Source organism: Paenibacillus sp. FSL R7-0273 (genome assembly GCF_000758625.1).
Classification (GTDB): domain Bacteria; phylum Bacillota; class Bacilli; order Paenibacillales; family Paenibacillaceae; genus Paenibacillus_AQ.
Genome location: NZ_CP009283.1, coordinates 6612756 through 6629927, shown reverse-complemented (window position 1 = coordinate 6629927; position 17172 = coordinate 6612756). Strand labels below are relative to the sequence as shown.

Genomic DNA, 17172 nt, shown 5'->3' with positions numbered 1-17172 from the left:
TATGGCTGACTGGCGCGATGTGCTGCTGGTGGATGGTTACAATATGATAGGCGGCTGGCCTGAGCTTGCGGCTCTTTCGCTGAACGGCATGCAGGAGGCGCGTGACCGTCTTCTGGATATGCTGGCTGATTATCAGGCATTCACCGGACGGCGCGTCATCGCCGTGTTCGATGCTTACCGTGTTCCGGGACTCGGACGGTCCTTTGTACAGGGGAAGGTTCAGGTGGTCTTCACCAAGGAGAAGGAGACAGCGGATGAATGCATCGAGCGGCTGGTAGGCGAATTCACCCACCGGCGCCGGCAGATCTATGTAGCGACAAGCGATTTTGTGGAGCAGCATGTGATTTTTGCCCAAGGCGCACTGCGCATTTCCGCCCGGGAACTGAAGGTGGAGATAGAAGAGAACCAGAAGCTGGTCAAAAAAGCGATAGAACCGGAAAGAATCAGTTCCAGACGCCATTCGCTGGAAGATAAACTCCCGCCGGATATGCGCAAGCGGCTTGATGACTGGCGCCGGCAGTGAATGTAACGCAGCCCAAAGCCTGAAATCCCAAAAATTGTTATAGAAGATTTTTTCTGGACAATATCTGGTTGACGTTGTAAGGTAACATAATATATACTGTTCCTATATTTTAGCGAAGTAACGATGTGTCTTGCGTTGCAGCCGGGGGGATTCTTGGTGAGTGTCGACCTCAAGGAAATAATGCTTTCCGAGTATGATTTCATAAGTGATGAAGAAATTGTCGAGATCTTCCGTGGTGGCGACAGTGGCGCATTGGAACACTTAATTAACAAGTACCGTAATTTCGTACGCGCTAAAGCCCGTTCTTATTTCTTGATCGGTGCTGACCGGGAAGATATTGTGCAGGAAGGCATGATTGGCCTGTATAAGGCAATCCGTGACTTCAAAGGTGACAAGCTCTCTTCATTCAAGGCGTTTGCCGAGCTTTGCATTACCCGCCAGATTATAACCGCGATTAAGACAGCTACCCGCCAGAAGCATATTCCGCTTAACTCCTACGTTTCCTTGGACAAGCCCATCTACGATGAGGATTCCGACCGGACATTGATGGATGTGATCTGCGGCACCCAGGTGCTGGATCCGGAAGAGCTGATTATCAACCAGGAGGAATTTATCGGACTGGAAGATAAGATGGCTGAAATTCTCAGCGATCTTGAGCGCAAGGTGCTGATGCTTTATCTGGACGGACGCTCCTATCAGGAGATTGCAGAGGACCTGAAGCGTCATGTGAAGTCTATTGACAACGCATTGCAGCGGGTCAAGCGGAAGCTGGAAAGATATCTGGAAGTGCGTGACAATTAATGATATAATGTTAATGAAAGGCTCGGACATCGAGTCTTTTTTTAGTGTTTTGATAGCTTCTGTATCTTCATTTGACGGGAATTTGGACGCTGACGGTTATAACAGGTTTACGCACAGTCGGAATGCTCCATAATGTATAGGGAATAACAGCGTTCAGCTTGAAAAAAGGCAGAACCAGGACAACACGCGGCGCACGATTACAAACCCGGAATTACCCAGCGCGATAGGGCAATTCTTTCGTTGACACAGACGTTGACATTATGCTAAAGTGTTTTAGGTAGGCCTAAATTCGCGGGTTTTTTTTAGGATCAATATTTGCGTCTTCTAATTTAACAGTTAGAAGTACGTCTTCGGGAGGTGCACATCATGCGGGTAATTATCACTTTGGCTTGTACAAGTTGCAAACAAAGAAACTATGCGACAACTAAAAACAAGCGAAATCACCCCGACCGCTTGGAGATGAAGAAATTTTGCAAGTTCTGTAACGAGCAAACTCCTCATCGCGAAACCAGATAGTCTTTGGAGGTGTAGTCGGCGTGAAACGTAGTTTCAAGTCTCTGTTTTCCTTTTTCACTGAGAGCTGGAGTGAACTTAAAAAAGTTCGCTGGCCTAGCCGTAAAGAGCTGAAGAACTATACAATGATCGTTCTCGGTACTATTGTAGTTGTCGCTGTTTACTTCTGGGTTCTGGACATCATTATTTCCGCTGCAATTGAAGCGATTATTTAGAGAGGTCCAAGGTGGCTTGGTATGGAAAAAAGATGGTATGTTGTTCATACCTATTCCGGGTATGAGAATAAGGTTAAGGCCAATTTGGAAAAACGCGTTGAGTCCATGGGCATGGAAGACAAAATATTCCGCGTTCTTGTTCCTATGGAAGAGGAATTGGTAAACAAAGACGGTAAGAAAAAAACCGTTATGCGTAAAGTTTACCCCGGTTATGTTTTGGTTGAAATGGTTCAGACTGATGATTCATGGTATGTTGTCCGCAATACGCCGGGCGTTACCGGATTTGTCGGTTCGACAGGTTCCGGCTCCAAGCCTACCGCTTTGCTTCCGGAAGAAGTTGAACAAATTCTGAAGCATATGGGCATGGTTGAACCTAAAGCGAAGATTGATTTCGAAATTAAGGAATCCGTACGTATTATGGTTGGGCCTTTTGCGAATTTCGTGGGCTCTGTGGAAGAAATTTTGGCCGACAAGAGCAAGATCAAAGTGCATGTCAACATGTTTGGACGGGAAACCCCGCTGGAGTTGGATTTCACTCAAGTGGAGAAAATATAACAGTGTCAAGGGTTTCTTGTGGGAGAACGCGATAAGCGTTCGAATACCACTATTTTTGCAAGGAGGTGTCACTCATGGCTAAAAAAGTTATTAAAATGGTGAAACTGCAGATTCCTGCAGGGAAAGCGAATCCAGCGCCTCCAGTAGGTCCGGCGTTAGGTCAAGCAGGTGTCAACATCATGGCATTCTGTAAGGAATTCAACGCTCGTACTGCTGACCAGGCTGGTCTGATCATCCCGGTTGAAATTACAGTGTTTGAAGACCGTTCCTTTACTTTCATCACTAAAACTCCTCCGGCTGCCGTTCTGCTTCGCATTGCTGCTAAAGTAGAAAAAGGATCCGGTGAACCAAACAAGAAAAAAGTAGCGAAGCTCGGCCGCGCAGCGGTTCGTGAAATCGCCGAAACAAAAATGCCTGACCTTAACGCTGCATCTGTTGAAGCTGCAATGCGTATGGTTGAAGGTACTGCCCGCTCGATGGGTATCACAATCGAAGACTAATATGTATTCGATGAACCGGTCATTCATGACCGCAATATGTGGGAGGAATTTCCGCTAACACCACAAAGGAGGAACATTTTCATGGCTAAACATGGTAAGAAATACCTGGAATCTGCTAAGCTGATCAACAGCGAAGCAACTTACGAGCCTTCAGAAGCTGTAGAGCTTGTGAAAAAGGCGGCAACTGCCAAATTCGACGAAACCGTTGAAGCAGCAGTTCGTCTGGGTGTAGACCCGCGTAAACAAGACCAAGCAGTTCGTGGTGTAGTTGTCCTGCCACACGGCACAGGCAAAACACAGCGCGTGCTTGTATTTGCAAAAGGTGAAAAAGCGAAGGAAGCGGAAGCTGCCGGTGCGGATTATGTTGGCGATCAGGACATGATCAACAAAATCCAACAGGGCTGGTTTGAATTCGATGTCTGCGTAGCTACACCTGATATGATGAGCGAAGTCGGTAAACTGGGTCGTCTGCTCGGTGGTAAGGGCCTTATGCCTAACCCTAAAGCAGGTACAGTTACTTTCGACGTTACCAAGGCTGTGCAAGAAATCAAAGCCGGTAAAATCGAATACCGTCTCGATAAAGCAGGTCAAATTCACGCGCCTATCGGCAAAGTGTCCTTTGCTCCTGAACAATTGAACGAAAATCTTAAAGCTCTTATGGACGCTCTGAACCGTGCGAAACCAGCTGCTGCTAAAGGTGTATACCTTAAAGGCATCGCAATTTCGTCCACTATGGGACCTAGCGCTCGTGTAAATGCAGCTGCTTTCAGATAATTAGGGGTTGACTCTTCGAGTCATCTTTGATAATCTATAACAGTTGTGAACTTTAAGGTGATCATTCTTGAACTTGAATATGCTTACCGTAGACAGTAGGTGCCGTAAGGCTTAATTCCCTACCGAGGTGTTGTGATAGAAATAAGAAGTGCCGGGCGCTGCCTGAGTTATCTTCCTTTTATCAAGCCTTCGTGATTCTGCGGAGGCTTTTCTGATGCCTGCGTAGGAACGGCGGGGATTTTTCGGAAAAGACGCCGTCACATAAATTTTCAGGAGGTGTATACAATTGGCAAATGCAAAAGTAATCCAAGCTAAACAGGATGCGGTTGATGTTGTTACCGGCAAACTGCAGAACAGTATCTCTACTGTTGTTGCGGACTACCGCGGATTGAACGTTGCCCAGGTAACTGAACTGCGTAAGCAGCTTCGTGAAGCTGGCGTTGACTTTCAAGTTCTGAAAAACTCATTGGTGCGTCGTGCGACTGCAGCTGCTGAGCTGACTGAACTGGATGCAGTTCTAACTGGCCCTACAGCAGTAGCATTCAGTGAAACTGATGCGGTAGTAGCAGCCAAGATTTTGAACGACTTCGCTAAGAAGAATGATGCTCTGAAACTGAAGGGCGGCGTTGTTGAAGGCAAAGTTATCGATGCGGACCAACTGAAAGCACTGGCAGAACTTCCTTCCCGCGAAGGTTTGCTCTCCATGCTGCTTAGCGTGCTTCAAGCTCCAATGCGCAACTTCGCGCTTGCAGTTAAAGCTGTTGCTGAGAAGGAAGAACAAAGCGCGTAAGCCTTTGATTCTAGTCTCGTAATCAAGAACACAAACAAATTTAAATATAAAATGGAGGTTCAATCATGAGCAAAGAAACAATCTTAGAAGAAATTAAAGGCATGAGCGTACTGGAACTGAACGAACTGGTTAAAGCAATCGAAGAAGAATTCGGTGTAACTGCAGCAGCTCCAGTAGCTGTTGGCGGTGCAGCTGCAGCAGTAGAAGAAGAGCAATCCGAATTCGACGTAATCCTGACAAGCGCTGGCGCTTCCAAGATCAACGTTATCAAGATCGTTCGCGAAATCACAGGCCTGGGCTTGAAAGAAGCTAAAGACCTGGTAGACAACGCTCCTAAGCCAATCAAAGAAAAAGTAAGCAAAGAAGAAGCCGATGCTACCAAAGCAAAATTGGAAGAAGCAGGCGCTGGCGTAGAAGTGAAGTAATTCGCTTCCATAAGGTAATGCCCCGGGAGGGAGCGATTCATCCCGGTTTATGCAACCCCCTTGAACTTGTTCAAGGGGGTTGCTGTATAAAGACATCTTTACGGAATTGAAAGGGAGGATCCTATGTCGCAGCATTATTACTCACAGCAGCCGGATGCACGTCATGACAGACGGACAATCAATACGGTGCTGAGGGGAAAAAACCTCCGATTTACCAGCGATGCCGGTGTTTTCTCCAAAGGAGATATCGACCATGGAAGCCGTGTTCTGATTGAAGCAATGGAAATTGCAGAGGGGGCAGCAGTTCTCGATGTGGGCTGCGGATATGGCCCTATTGGAATCAGCGCAGCACTTCTTGCTCCTAAAGGTCATGTCACAATGATTGATATTAATAGCCGTGCGGTAGAGCTTGCCCGTGAGAATGCTGTTAATAATGGGGTGAAGAACGTTACGGTAAAAGAAAGTGATGTGCTGTCTGCTGTTCAGGGGCAGAAATTCGATGTGATTCTGACGAATCCTCCGATCCGGGCAGGCAAAGCGGTAGTGCATCACATTTTTGAACAGGCATTTGAGCATTTAAATGAGGGCGGGACACTGTGGATTGTGATTCAGAAGAAGCAGGGTGCACCTTCAGCGGCAGCTAAGCTGGAAAGCTTGTTTACGGATGTTGAAGAAGTGGGGAAAGACAAAGGCTACCGCATTATTAAAGCACAGAAAACTGTCAATTAAATGTTGACATGCGCTTTTGATAGTGGTATTATTATAAAATGTCAGTATTAACCTAGGCTCCATGTCTTTAGTTTGCTGAAATGTCAAGTAATATATTGTCCCCGGCAAGCGCAAGCCGTTAGGCAAGTTTGTGCGAATTCAGTTCTCTATGTTACTGTCACGGCGATGTCCGCCGGGATAATAGGTAATAGCGCATAAACTGTTGCTTGGTGACGTATAATATGTACGTTTTGGGCAAATCTACTGGATAAGGAGTATTTTGGCCATGGATAGATGCGCTCTTTTTTCGAAAGATTTCGATAAGGGCTTTTCTTTATTTATGGTCGAATCCTTGTGTTATGGTTCCATTATACGGGTCCAAACAAGGGTTCGCAATCAATTTTTAAGTGAGTAGACATGAGGGGTGAGTAAAGTTGGCAGGACATCTTGTTCAGTATGGTCGACGCACTCGGCGGAGCTATGCGAGAATTAACGAGGTACTCGAGGTCCCGAACCTGATCGAGATCCAACAAAAATCTTATGATTGGTTTTTGGAGGAAGGATTGCGGGAAATGTTCCAGGACATCTCGCCGATCCAGGATTTTACGGGTAATTTGGTACTGGAGTTCATTGATTACAGCCTGGGTGAACCGAAGTATACGGTTGACGACGCTAAAGAGCGGGACGTAACATATGCGGCTCCTCTGCGGGTGAAGGTACGGCTCATTAATAAGGAGACCGGTGAGGTCAAAGAGCAGGAAGTGTTCATGGGAGATTTCCCGCTGATGACGGAGACCGGCACTTTTATTATCAATGGTGCGGAACGGGTTATTGTCAGCCAGTTGGTTCGCTCTCCTAGCGTCTATTTCAGCACAAAAGTGGATAAAAACGGCAAAAAAACCTACACCGCCACAGTGATTCCTAACCGCGGAGCCTGGCTGGAGCTTGAAACGGATGCTAAAGACATCATGTATGTCCGCATCGACCGTACTCGCAAAATTCCGGTTACCGTGCTTCTGCGTGCTCTTGGTTTCGGTAGCGATGCCGAGATTCTGGAATTGCTTGGTAATGATGAATATATTCGCAATACGCTGGATAAAGACAACACGGACTCTACGGAAAAAGCGCTTATCGAAATTTATGAGCGGCTCCGTCCGGGCGAACCTCCGACACTTGACAATGCCAAGAGCCTTTTGGTCGCACGCTTCTTTGATCCAAAGCGCTATGATCTGGCCAATGTCGGCCGCTACAAAATCAACAAAAAGCTGCACATCAAGAACCGTCTGTTCAATCAGCGTCTGGCCCAGCCGCTCGTTGATGAAGCTACAGGCGAGATTCTGGCAGAATCCGGTCAAATGGTTGACCGCCGTCTGCTTGATGAGCTGATTCCTTATTTCGAAAAAAATGTTGCTGCCAAGAACTACCGTGTAACAGGCGGAGTTATGGACAGCTTGGATATTCCTCTACAGACGATCGACGTATTCTCGCCGATTGAAGAAGGCCGGGTTATCAAGCTTATTGCCAACGGCAACATCGACAAGTCGGTCAAGCATATTACCCAGGCTGATATTATCTCCTCGATCAGCTACTTTATTAATTTGCTGCACGGTATCGGTAACACGGATGATATCGACCACTTGGGTAACCGTCGTCTGCGCTCCGTGGGTGAACTGCTGCAGAACCAGTTCCGTATCGGTCTGTCCCGTATGGAACGCGTAGTGCGCGAGAGAATGTCCATTCAGGATGCCAATGCGATTACACCGCAGGCTCTGATCAACATACGTCCCGTTATTGCGTCCATTAAAGAGTTCTTCGGAAGTTCGCAGCTGTCCCAGTTTATGGACCAGACGAACCCGCTTGCTGAGCTTACGCACAAACGCCGTCTATCGGCACTCGGACCCGGCGGTCTGACCCGTGAACGCGCTGGCTTTGAAGTCCGCGACGTACACCACAGTCACTATGGCCGTATGTGTCCAATCGAAACACCGGAAGGTCCGAATATCGGTCTGATCAACTCCTTGTCTACCTTTGCCCGCATCAATGAGTATGGCTTCATTGAAGCTCCGTACCGTTGGGTGGATCCTAAGACAGGCAAGGTTACCGAGCAGATTGATTATCTGACTGCCGATGAAGAAGATAACTATGTCGTAGCCCAGGCTAATGTACTGATCGATGAGGACGGTACGTTCAAGGAAGATATGGTTATCGTCCGTTATAACAAAGACTCCGACAACATTACTACAATGCCTAGTAATCGCGTTGACTACATGGACGTTTCACCAAAACAGGTTGTATCGGTCGCTACGGCGCTCATTCCGTTCCTAGAGAACGATGACTCCAACCGCGCACTGATGGGATCGAACATGCAGCGCCAGGCCGTTCCGCTTCTGATTCCGAAAGCACCACTTGTAGGTACAGGGATGGAACATAAATCCGCTAAAGACTCAGGCGTATGTATTGTTTCCAAGTATGACGGTATCATTGAACGTTCCTCAGCTAATGAAATTTGGCTGCGCCGTGTAGAAGCTGTTGACGGCAAGGAAGTTAAAGGCGATATCGTTAAATATAAATTACACAAATTTATGCGTTCGAACCAAGGTACCTGCATTAATCAGCGTCCGCTTGCTAAAAGAGGGGACATTGTTAAGAAGGGTGACATCCTGGCAGACGGTCCTTCCACTGAAATGGGTGAATTGGCCCTGGGCCGCAACGTAGTTGTTGCGTTCATGACATGGGAAGGTTATAACTACGAGGATGCGATCCTGCTGAGTGAGAAGCTCGTTAAGGAAGATGTATATACTTCGATTCACATCGAGGAATACGAATCCGAAGCCCGCGACACGAAGCTGGGACCTGAAGAAATTACCCGTGATATTCCTAACGTGGGTGAAGAGGCTCTGCGCAATCTCGACGAGCGCGGTATTATCCGCATCGGTGCCGAGATCAATGCCGGTGACATTCTCGTTGGTAAAGTTACTCCTAAGGGCGTAACAGAGCTGACAGCTGAAGAGCGGCTGCTGCATGCGATCTTCGGTGAGAAGGCCCGTGAAGTGCGTGACACCTCGCTGCGCGTTCCTCACGGCAGTGACGGTATTATCGTTGATGTTAAGGTCTTCACCCGTGAGAACGGCGATGAGCTGCCTCCTGGCGTGAATCAGCTGGTCCGCGTCTATATCGCCCAGAAGCGTAAGATTTCTGAGGGTGACAAGATGGCGGGACGTCACGGTAACAAGGGTGTCGTTGCCCGTATCCTGCCTGAAGAGGATATGCCGTTCCTTCCGGACGGTACTCCGGTACAGGTAGTACTGAACCCGCTGGGCGTACCTTCCCGTATGAACATCGGACAGGTGCTTGAGGTTCATATCGGTATGGCGGCACTGCAGCTCGGTATTCACGTAGCTACGCCGGTATTCGACGGTGCCCGCGAGAATGACGTGTTTGACACTATGGAAGAAGCAGGCATGCAGCGCAACGGTAAGACTGTGCTATATGACGGCCGTACAGGCGAGCGCTTTGAGCGTGAAGTTACTGTCGGCGTCATGCACATGATCAAGCTGGCGCACATGGTTGATGATAAAATCCATGCCCGTTCCACAGGACCTTACTCCCTCGTTACGCAGCAGCCGCTCGGCGGTAAAGCGCAATTCGGCGGACAGCGGTTCGGGGAAATGGAAGTATGGGCGCTTGAAGCATACGGTGCCGCATATACACTGCAGGAAATCTTAACCGTGAAGTCCGATGACGTGGTCGGCCGTGTGAAAACATACGAATCGATCGTCAAAGGTGAAAATGTTCCAGAACCGGGTGTTCCGGAATCGTTCAAGGTACTCATCAAGGAGCTGCAGTCGCTTGGTATGGATGTCAAAATCCTCAGCGGCGATGAGCAGGAGATCGAGATGAAGGAACTGGATGATGAAGATGAGACGTCAGGCGACAAGCTGAGCCTCAATTTGGAGGGTGCAGAAGTCGGCGCCGATTAATCCGTAGTCAAGATATACATTTATTAAAAGGACCGTGCCCTCTTTTGATTTAACTGTCAAGGGAGGGCCAACGGTACTAAATCAGGATATAGGTTAAGGAGGGTTGCTCCTTGTTGGACGTTAACAATTTTGAATTTATGAAAATCGGGCTTGCTTCTCCGGAAAAAATTCGTTCTTGGTCCCGCGGAGAAGTAAAAAAACCGGAAACCATCAACTACCGTACGCTAAAACCGGAAAAAGAAGGCTTGTTCTGCGAGCGTATTTTTGGACCGCAAAAAGACTGGGAATGTCACTGTGGTAAATACAAACGCGTCCGTTATAAGGGCGTTGTCTGCGACCGCTGCGGCGTGGAAGTTACCCGCGCTAAAGTGCGCCGCGAACGTATGGGCCATATCGAGCTGGCAGCTCCGGTATCTCATATCTGGTACTTCAAAGGTATTCCAAGCCGTATGGGTCTGGCTCTGGACATGTCCCCAAGATCTCTGGAAGAGATTATCTACTTCGCGTCCTATGTTGTAACGGATCCGGGTGAAACACCGCTGGAGAAGAAGCAGCTTCTGTCCGAAAAAGAATACCGCAGCTACCGTGAAAAATACGGCTACGGGTTCCAGGCAGGCATGGGTGCTGAAGCAGTCAAAAAACTTCTTCAGGATATCGATATCGATAAAGAATTGGAATTCCTCAAGGAAGAGCTGCGCACGGCACAAGGCCAGCGCCGCAACCGGGCGATCAAACGCCTAGAAGTTATTGAGGCCTTCCGTAACTCCGGCAACAAACCTGATTGGATGATCATGGATGTGCTTCCGGTTATTCCTCCGGAGCTTCGCCCGATGGTTCAACTGGATGGCGGCCGTTTTGCTACGTCTGACCTTAATGACCTGTACCGCCGCGTAATCAACCGCAACAACCGTCTTAAGAGACTGCTTGATCTCGGCGCTCCTGATATCATCGTGCAGAATGAGAAACGGATGCTTCAGGAAGCTGTCGATGCTCTGATCGACAACGGCCGCCGCGGCCGTCCTGTAACAGGTCCTGGTAACCGTCCGCTCAAATCGCTCAGCCATATGCTGAAAGGTAAACAGGGCCGTTTCCGCCAGAACTTGCTCGGTAAGCGTGTTGACTACTCCGGACGTTCTGTTATCGTTGTAGGACCTTATCTGAAGATGTACCAATGCGGTCTTCCGAAGAAAATGGCTCTGGAGCTCTTCAAGCCGTTCGTAATGAAAGAACTGGTTAACAAAGGTCTCGCCCATAACATCAAGAGTGCGAAGCGCAAGGTTGAACGCGTAAGCCCTGAAGTATGGGATGTCCTTGAAGAAGTAATCAGAGAGCATCCGGTTCTTCTGAACCGTGCCCCTACGCTGCACAGACTCGGTATCCAGGCATTTGAACCGATTCTGGTAGAAGGCCATGCTATCCGTCTTCACCCGCTCGTATGTACGGCTTACAATGCCGACTTTGACGGTGACCAGATGGCGGTGCACGTTCCTCTGTCAGCTGAAGCCCAGGCTGAAGCACGTCTCCTGATGCTTGCATCCGGTAATATCCTTAACCCTAAGGATGGTAAGCCGGTTGTTACTCCTTCCCAGGATATGGTCTTGGGTACATTCTACCTGACTATGGACAACAAGGAAGAAAAAGGCACAGGTATGATCCTGCGTAATGTGAATGAGGCTGTATCAGCTTATCAGCGCGGAACAGCAGGTCTGCATGCACGTGTGGCTATTCCTGTTAAAGCACTGGGTAAAACCAACTTTACAGAAGAGCAGCAAAACGCAATGCTGATTACAACAATCGGTAAAATTATCTTCAATGAAATTTATCCGAGCAGTTTCCCATATATCAACGAAGCTACCAAAGCGAACCTGCTGCAGGGAACACCTGAGAAATACTTCATCTACGAAAAAGGCGCCGATATCCGTGAACGCATCATGAGTGCTGAGGATGCAAGTGCTGTAGGTAAAGAATATCTCGGTCTGATTATTGCACGCTGCTTCGAGACCTACCACACAACCAAAACATCTATGATTCTTGACAAGATCAAACAGCTGGGATTCACGTATTCCACACGTTCCGGTGTAACAGTTGCCGTATCAGACGTTGTAGTACCTGATGAAAAGACTAAGATCCTTGAAGAGTCAGATGCTAAGGTTAATGTGGTTGCCAACCAGTACCGTCGTGGTCTGATCACCAATGACGAGCGTTATGACCGTGTTATTGAAATCTGGTCGAAGACTAAGGATGAACTTACGAACATCCTGCTGAAGTCGATGGACCGTTTCAACTCGATCATGCTCATGGTTGATTCCAAGGCGCGCGGTAACAAATCGCAGATCACCCAGCTGGGCGGTATGCGCGGACTGATGGCGACACCATCCGGCCGTATCTTCGAATTGCCGATTAAAGCGAACTTCCGTGAAGGTCTGACCGTCCTCGAGTACTTTATCTCGACGCACGGAGCGCGTAAAGGTCTGGCCGATACAGCGCTGCGTACAGCGGATTCCGGTTACCTGACCCGCCGTCTCGTAGACGTGGCCCAGGACGTTATCGTGCGTGAAGAGGATTGCGGTACGGATAAAGGCTTCACCGTAAGCCGTATCCAGGATGGTAAGGAAGTTATCGAGGATCTGTACGACCGTATTGAAGGCCGTTATTCCTTCGAAACAGTCCGTCATCCGGAAACCAAGGAAATCATCGTTCACCGTAACGATCTGATTGACTCTGATAAGGCTGAAGAGATTGTTAATGCAGGCGTAACCAAGCTGCAAATCCGTTCTGTACTGAGCTGCCGTGCCCGTCACGGGGTCTGCAAAAAATGCTACGGACGTAACCTGGCAACAGGTAAATTCGTGGAAATCGGTGAAGCTGTAGGTATTATTGCCGCACAATCCATCGGTGAGCCGGGAACCCAGCTTACCATGCGTACGTTCCATACCGGGGGTGTTGCCGGTGATGACATCACGCAAGGTTTGCCGCGTATCCAGGAGCTCTTTGAGGCCCGTAACCCTAAAGGTCAGGCTACAATCAGTGAGATTGACGGGGTAATTAAGGAAATCCGCGAAACGAAGGACCGCCGTGAAATCGAGGTTCAAGGTGAAGCTGAATCCAAAACTTATTCCATCACTTACGGTTCACGTCTGCGTGTCAGCGAAGGCCAGGAGATTGAAGCCGGGGATGAGCTGACTGACGGTTCTATTGACCCTAAAGAAATGCTGCGCATTAAGGGTATCCGCGGGGTGCAGAACTACATTCTGCAGGAAGTCCAACGCGTATATCGTAACCAGGGCGTAGAAATTAACGATAAGCACATTGAAGTTATGATTAAGCAGATGCTGCGCAAAATCCGTATTATCGACGCCGGAGAGACTACTCTTCTTCCGGGTGCCTTTGCGGATATTCAGGAATTTGAAGCAGCCAACAAGGAAGCTATTCTTTCAGGTAAGGAGCCGGCAGTTGCCAAACCGGTATTGCTCGGTATTACCAAGGCTTCCCTGGAGACGGATTCCTTCCTGTCTGCAGCATCCTTCCAAGAAACTACCCGCGTCCTGACCGATGCAGCAATTAAGGGTAAAGTGGATAAGCTTCTTGGACTGAAAGAAAATGTTATCATCGGTAAGCTGATTCCTGCCGGAACAGGTATGAACCGTTACCGTAATGTGAAGCTGAATGATCCGAATGAAGAGAGCGAGCAAGAAGCTCAAGAAGCGGTTCCAGCCGAATAATGAAATTATCATGGCAAGCAGATTCCGCGCCGCGGGCTTAATCATCCGCGGCGCGGCTGCCTGTTGTGAAATTCAATAAAATTATTACTGATTTGCTTGACTTCATCTTCTGATAATGCTAATATGTCTAAGGTGCGTGAGTGGCCTTGTTATTCTTCTTCATTGGAGGTAATGATATTATGACTGATGACAGAGGATTACAAGATGCTCAGGTCAAGATCGGTACCAAACAAACCGTCAAAGCGGTGGAATTGGGCCAGGCCGCAGAAGTCTATGTGGCAGAGGACGGAGATCAACGGATTACTTCCAGAATTATTATGCTTTGCAACAAACAAGGTGTTAAGATCACTTATGTAGATACAATGCTGAATTTGGGCAAGGCCTGTGGTATCGAAGTTGGTGCTGCTATGGCAGCCGTCTTAAAACAATAGCACGAAAGATGTTTTTGTACCGGGGTGTACTTCGGCAGCAAAGACTTTTCATTTGTCTTTTTATGAACCGCCTGGGTCTGTGGACTTAAAGTTCGTAAATGGATTACTATTTCAGGAAGGGGGTGGCACAACAAATGCCAACTATCAATCAACTGGTTCGTAAGGGCCGTCAAGCCAAAATCGAGAAATCGAAGTCTCCCGCTCTTCAAAAAGGGTTCAACGCCCTCAAGCGTGAGAGTACAAATTTGAGCGCTCCGCAGAAACGCGGTGTCTGCACTCGTGTAGGTACAATGACACCACGTAAACCAAACTCCGCACTTCGTAAGTATGCCCGTGTTCGTTTGACGAACCGTCTTGAGGTGACTGCTTACATTCCGGGTATCGGACACAACCTTCAAGAGCACAGCGTAGTATTGCTGCGCGGAGGTAAAGTTAAGGACCTTGCGGGAGTTCGTTATCACATCGTTCGCGGCGCTCTGGATACAGCAGGCGTAGCTAATCGTATGCAGGCTCGCTCCAAGTATGGTGCGAAACGTCCTAAGGTTAAGAAATAAGATTGCAATTCCTGAATAATAAACATTTAAGAAAGGGGGATATCCATGCCACGCAAAGGTCCAGTTACTAAGAGAGATGTATTGCCAGATCCATTGTATAATAGCAAGTTGGTTACTCGTTTGATCAACCGCATTATGCTGGGTGGTAAAAGAGGTGTCGCTCAAAGCATTCTGTACAATTCGTTTAAATTGATCCAAGAACGTACTGGTAAAGAACCGATGGAAGTTTTCGAAGCTGCCATCAAGAATATCATGCCAGTTCTGGAAGTTAAGGCTCGCCGTGTCGGCGGTGCTAACTACCAGGTACCTATCGAGGTTAAACCTGAGAGACGTACTGCTCTGGGATTACGTTGGCTCGTAAACTACTCACGCAACCGCGGTGAGAAGACTATGGAAGAGCGTTTGGCGGCTGAGATTATCGATGCTTCCAACAACACAGGCGCTTCTGTTAAGAAACGCGAAGATACACACAAAATGGCTGAAGCGAACAAAGCGTTTGCTCACTACCGCTGGTAGGATCATAGCTGTTAAAATAACTTATATTTTGAAGGGAGACCCAATTCCATGGCAAGAGAGTTCTCCTTAAAAAATACACGTAATATCGGGATCATGGCGCATATTGATGCTGGTAAAACTACTACCACTGAGCGGATTCTTTTCTATACAGGCCGTACGCACAAAATCGGTGAAGTTCACGAGGGTGCAGCTACAATGGACTGGATGGAACAAGAACAAGAGCGCGGAATTACGATTACTTCCGCTGCTACAACTGCTTCTTGGAAGGGTCACCGCATCAATATCATTGATACTCCAGGACACGTTGACTTCACAGTTGAAGTTGAACGTTCCCTACGTGTATTGGATGGAGCAGTTGGTGTTTTCAGTGCGAAAGAAGGCGTTGAGCCTCAGTCTGAAACTGTATGGAGACAGGCTGACCGGTACGGCGTACCTCGTATCGCATATGTAAACAAAATGGATATCATCGGTGCGGACTTCCTTAACGTTGTTGAGAGCATGCGTGATCGCCTGCAAGCCAATGCAGTTGCAATTCAACTGCCAATTGGCGCTGAGAACGACTTCGTTGGTATCATTGACCTGGTTGAGCAAAAAGCTCACATCTTCAAAGATGATCTGGGCCAAAACATCGAAGTAACGGAAATTCCGGCTGACTATCTGGAACAAGTTGAGACTCTGCGTCTTGAGCTGATCGAAAAGGTTGCAGAACTTGACGAAGATCTGACTATGAAGTACCTGGAAGGTGAAGAAATTACAGTTGAAGAGATCAAAGCTGCTCTGCGCAAAGGCGTAGTAGAAGTTAAAATCTTCCCTGTAATCGTTGGATCCTCCTACCGCAATAAGGGCGTTCAGCTGATGATGGACGCTGTCGTTGATTACTTGCCATCCCCAGTAGATGTACCGGCTATTCAAGGTCATCTGGATGACGGAACTGAAGCGGTTCGTCACTCTTCGGACGAAGAACCATTCTCAGCACTGGCATTTAAAATCATGACTGACCCTTATGTTGGTAAACTCACGTTCTTCCGTGTATACTCCGGTGTCCTGGAATCCGGTTCTTACGTAGTTAACGCTACTAAGGGCAAACGTGAGCGTATCGGCCGTATTCTGCAGATGCATGCTAACAGCCGTCAAGAAATCTCCATCGTTTACGCTGGTGATATCGCAGCAGCTGTTGGTCTGAAGGACACAAGTACTGGCGATACCCTTTGCGATGAGAAGCACCCGGTAATCCTGGAATCCATGAACTTCCCTGATCCGGTTATCGAAATCGCAGTTGAACCAAAAACCAAAGCCGACCAAGATAAATTGGGCGTTGCTCTCGGTAAGCTGACTGAAGAGGATCCAACTCTTCGTGCGCATACTGATGAAGAAACTGGCCAAACCATCCTGGCAGGTATGGGTGAGCTTCACCTTGACATTATCATCGACCGTATGCGCCGCGAATTCAAAGTAGAAACCAACGTGGGTAAACCACAGGTTGCTTACCGCGAAACATTCAAAGCACCAGCACGTGTTGAAGGTAAATTCGTTCGCCAGTCCGGCGGTCGCGGTCAGTATGGTCACGTATGGGTTGAATTCGAACCTCTCGAGCCGGGTACTGGCAGCCAATTCGAAAGTAAAGTTGTCGGTGGTTCTGTACCAAGAGAATACATCGCTCCTGCACTTGCCGGTATTGAAGAGCAAATGAAAAACGGCGTTATCGCAGGCTTCCCGCTTGTGGACGTTAAGGCAACCATCGTTGATGGTTCATACCATGATGTTGACTCCAACGAAATGGCATTTAAAATTGCCGGATCGATGGCGCTCAAAGCAGCTAAAGACAAGTGTAAGCCTGCTCTGCTTGAGCCAATCATGAAAGTGGAAGTAACTGTTCCTGAGGAATACATGGGCGATGTTATGGGTATGCTGAACTCCCGTCGCGGCAGAATCGAAGGTATGGATTCCCGTGGTGGTGCTCAAATTATCCGTGCTAAGGTGCCTTTGTCCGAAATGTTCGGATACTCCACAACTCTCCGTTCCGGTACTCAAGGACGTGGCGTATTCTCAATGGAGCTTTCTCACTATGAGGAAGTACCTAAATCCATTGCTGAAGAAATCATTTCCAAGAACAAGGGTGGAGAATAGTCACCATTTTTAACTTGCCGTCCGGATATTACACTTAA

Annotated in this window: 16 protein-coding genes and 1 other annotated feature; all 16 genes read left to right on the top strand. The window is 48.1% G+C overall.

Going from position 1 to position 17172, the window contains the following annotated elements; translation table 11 throughout:
- Position 1: 1 nt before the first annotated feature.
- The 16 genes from R70723_RS28565 to fusA all read left to right on the top strand — a co-directional run bounded on the left by R70723_RS28565 (position 2) and on the right by fusA (position 17134).
- Positions 2-523, top strand: coding sequence for an NYN domain-containing protein (locus R70723_RS28565; protein WP_039877419.1), 522 nt, complete (start codon positions 2-4; stop codon positions 521-523).
- 156 nt (positions 524-679) lie between these two features.
- Positions 680-1324, top strand: coding sequence for an RNA polymerase sporulation sigma factor SigH (gene sigH, locus R70723_RS28560; protein ID WP_019908203.1), 645 nt, complete (start codon positions 680-682; stop codon positions 1322-1324).
- Between the two features lie 366 nt (positions 1325-1690).
- Positions 1691-1840: a 50S ribosomal protein L33 gene (gene rpmG / locus R70723_RS33155; protein WP_074086515.1), complete on the top strand. Its 150-nt coding sequence runs from the start codon at positions 1691-1693 to the stop codon at positions 1838-1840.
- A gap of 20 nt (positions 1841-1860) precedes the next feature.
- Positions 1861-2052 carry a preprotein translocase subunit SecE gene (gene secE, locus R70723_RS28555; protein WP_039877418.1) on the top strand — a complete coding sequence of 64 codons (192 nt, stop codon included), beginning with the start codon at positions 1861-1863 and terminating at the stop codon, positions 2050-2052.
- 21 nt (positions 2053-2073) lie between these two features.
- Positions 2074-2607 (top strand): transcription termination/antitermination protein NusG, encoded by a 534-nt coding sequence (nusG, locus tag R70723_RS28550; RefSeq protein WP_020427084.1) that lies wholly within the window; start codon positions 2074-2076, stop codon positions 2605-2607.
- Between the two features lie 74 nt (positions 2608-2681).
- Positions 2682-3107 carry a 50S ribosomal protein L11 gene (gene rplK, locus R70723_RS28545; RefSeq protein ID WP_019908208.1) on the top strand — a complete coding sequence of 142 codons (426 nt, stop codon included), beginning with the start codon at positions 2682-2684 and terminating at the stop codon, positions 3105-3107.
- Positions 3108-3188: 81 nt separating this feature from the next.
- On the top strand, positions 3189-3881 hold the full coding sequence (rplA, locus tag R70723_RS28540) for a 50S ribosomal protein L1 (RefSeq protein ID WP_039877417.1): 693 nt from the start codon (positions 3189-3191) through the stop codon (positions 3879-3881).
- A gap of 68 nt (positions 3882-3949) precedes the next feature.
- Positions 3950-4103, top strand: a sequence feature (ribosomal protein L10 leader region).
- A gap of 64 nt (positions 4104-4167) precedes the next feature.
- A complete protein-coding gene (rplJ, locus tag R70723_RS28535; protein ID WP_039877416.1) occupies positions 4168-4671 on the top strand; it encodes a 50S ribosomal protein L10 in 504 nt (167 codons plus the stop codon).
- 65 nt (positions 4672-4736) lie between these two features.
- Positions 4737-5096, top strand: a complete 360-nt coding sequence (rplL, locus tag R70723_RS28530) for a 50S ribosomal protein L7/L12 (RefSeq protein WP_039877415.1) — start codon at positions 4737-4739, stop codon at positions 5094-5096.
- Between the two features lie 123 nt (positions 5097-5219).
- Complete coding sequence (locus R70723_RS28525) at positions 5220-5825, top strand: class I SAM-dependent methyltransferase (protein ID WP_039877414.1); 606 nt, start codon at positions 5220-5222, stop codon at positions 5823-5825.
- Positions 5826-6238: 413 nt separating this feature from the next.
- Positions 6239-9784 (top strand): DNA-directed RNA polymerase subunit beta, encoded by a 3546-nt coding sequence (gene rpoB, locus R70723_RS28520; protein ID WP_039877413.1) that lies wholly within the window; start codon positions 6239-6241, stop codon positions 9782-9784.
- A gap of 110 nt (positions 9785-9894) precedes the next feature.
- A complete protein-coding gene (gene rpoC / locus R70723_RS28515) occupies positions 9895-13506 on the top strand; it encodes a DNA-directed RNA polymerase subunit beta' (RefSeq protein WP_039877411.1) in 3612 nt (1203 codons plus the stop codon).
- A gap of 179 nt (positions 13507-13685) precedes the next feature.
- Positions 13686-13937, top strand: a complete 252-nt coding sequence (locus R70723_RS28510) for a ribosomal L7Ae/L30e/S12e/Gadd45 family protein (RefSeq protein ID WP_039877410.1) — start codon at positions 13686-13688, stop codon at positions 13935-13937.
- 134 nt (positions 13938-14071) lie between these two features.
- The gene (rpsL, locus tag R70723_RS28505) at positions 14072-14491 is read left to right on the top strand and encodes a 30S ribosomal protein S12 (RefSeq protein WP_039877409.1); all 420 of its coding nucleotides are present in this window, start codon (positions 14072-14074) and stop codon (positions 14489-14491) included.
- A 45-nt stretch (positions 14492-14536) separates the two neighbouring features.
- A complete protein-coding gene (gene rpsG / locus R70723_RS28500; RefSeq protein WP_020427074.1) occupies positions 14537-15007 on the top strand; it encodes a 30S ribosomal protein S7 in 471 nt (156 codons plus the stop codon).
- 48 nt (positions 15008-15055) lie between these two features.
- Entirely contained in the window at positions 15056-17134 is a 2079-nt protein-coding gene (gene fusA, locus R70723_RS28495; protein WP_039877408.1) for an elongation factor G, read from the top strand.
- Positions 17135-17172 lie beyond the last annotated feature (38 nt).

Excerpts from the sequence above, each read along its gene's own strand:
- R70723_RS28565 (WP_039877419.1), top strand. The coding sequence starts at position 2 with ATGGCTGACTGGCGCGATGTGCTGCTGGTGGATGGTTACAATATGATA.
- rpmG (WP_074086515.1), top strand. The coding sequence starts at position 1,691 with ATGCGGGTAATTATCACTTTGGCTTGTACAAGTTGCAAACAAAGAAAC.
- nusG (WP_020427084.1), top strand. The coding sequence starts at position 2,074 with ATGGAAAAAAGATGGTATGTTGTTCATACCTATTCCGGGTATGAGAAT.
- rplK (WP_019908208.1), top strand. The coding sequence starts at position 2,682 with ATGGCTAAAAAAGTTATTAAAATGGTGAAACTGCAGATTCCTGCAGGG.
- rplA (WP_039877417.1), top strand. The coding sequence starts at position 3,189 with ATGGCTAAACATGGTAAGAAATACCTGGAATCTGCTAAGCTGATCAAC.
- rplL (WP_039877415.1), top strand. The coding sequence starts at position 4,737 with ATGAGCAAAGAAACAATCTTAGAAGAAATTAAAGGCATGAGCGTACTG.
- R70723_RS28525 (WP_039877414.1), top strand. The coding sequence starts at position 5,220 with ATGTCGCAGCATTATTACTCACAGCAGCCGGATGCACGTCATGACAGA.
- R70723_RS28510 (WP_039877410.1), top strand. The coding sequence starts at position 13,686 with ATGACTGATGACAGAGGATTACAAGATGCTCAGGTCAAGATCGGTACC.
- rpsL (WP_039877409.1), top strand. The coding sequence starts at position 14,072 with ATGCCAACTATCAATCAACTGGTTCGTAAGGGCCGTCAAGCCAAAATC.
- rpsG (WP_020427074.1), top strand. The coding sequence starts at position 14,537 with ATGCCACGCAAAGGTCCAGTTACTAAGAGAGATGTATTGCCAGATCCA.
- fusA (WP_039877408.1), top strand. The coding sequence starts at position 15,056 with ATGGCAAGAGAGTTCTCCTTAAAAAATACACGTAATATCGGGATCATG.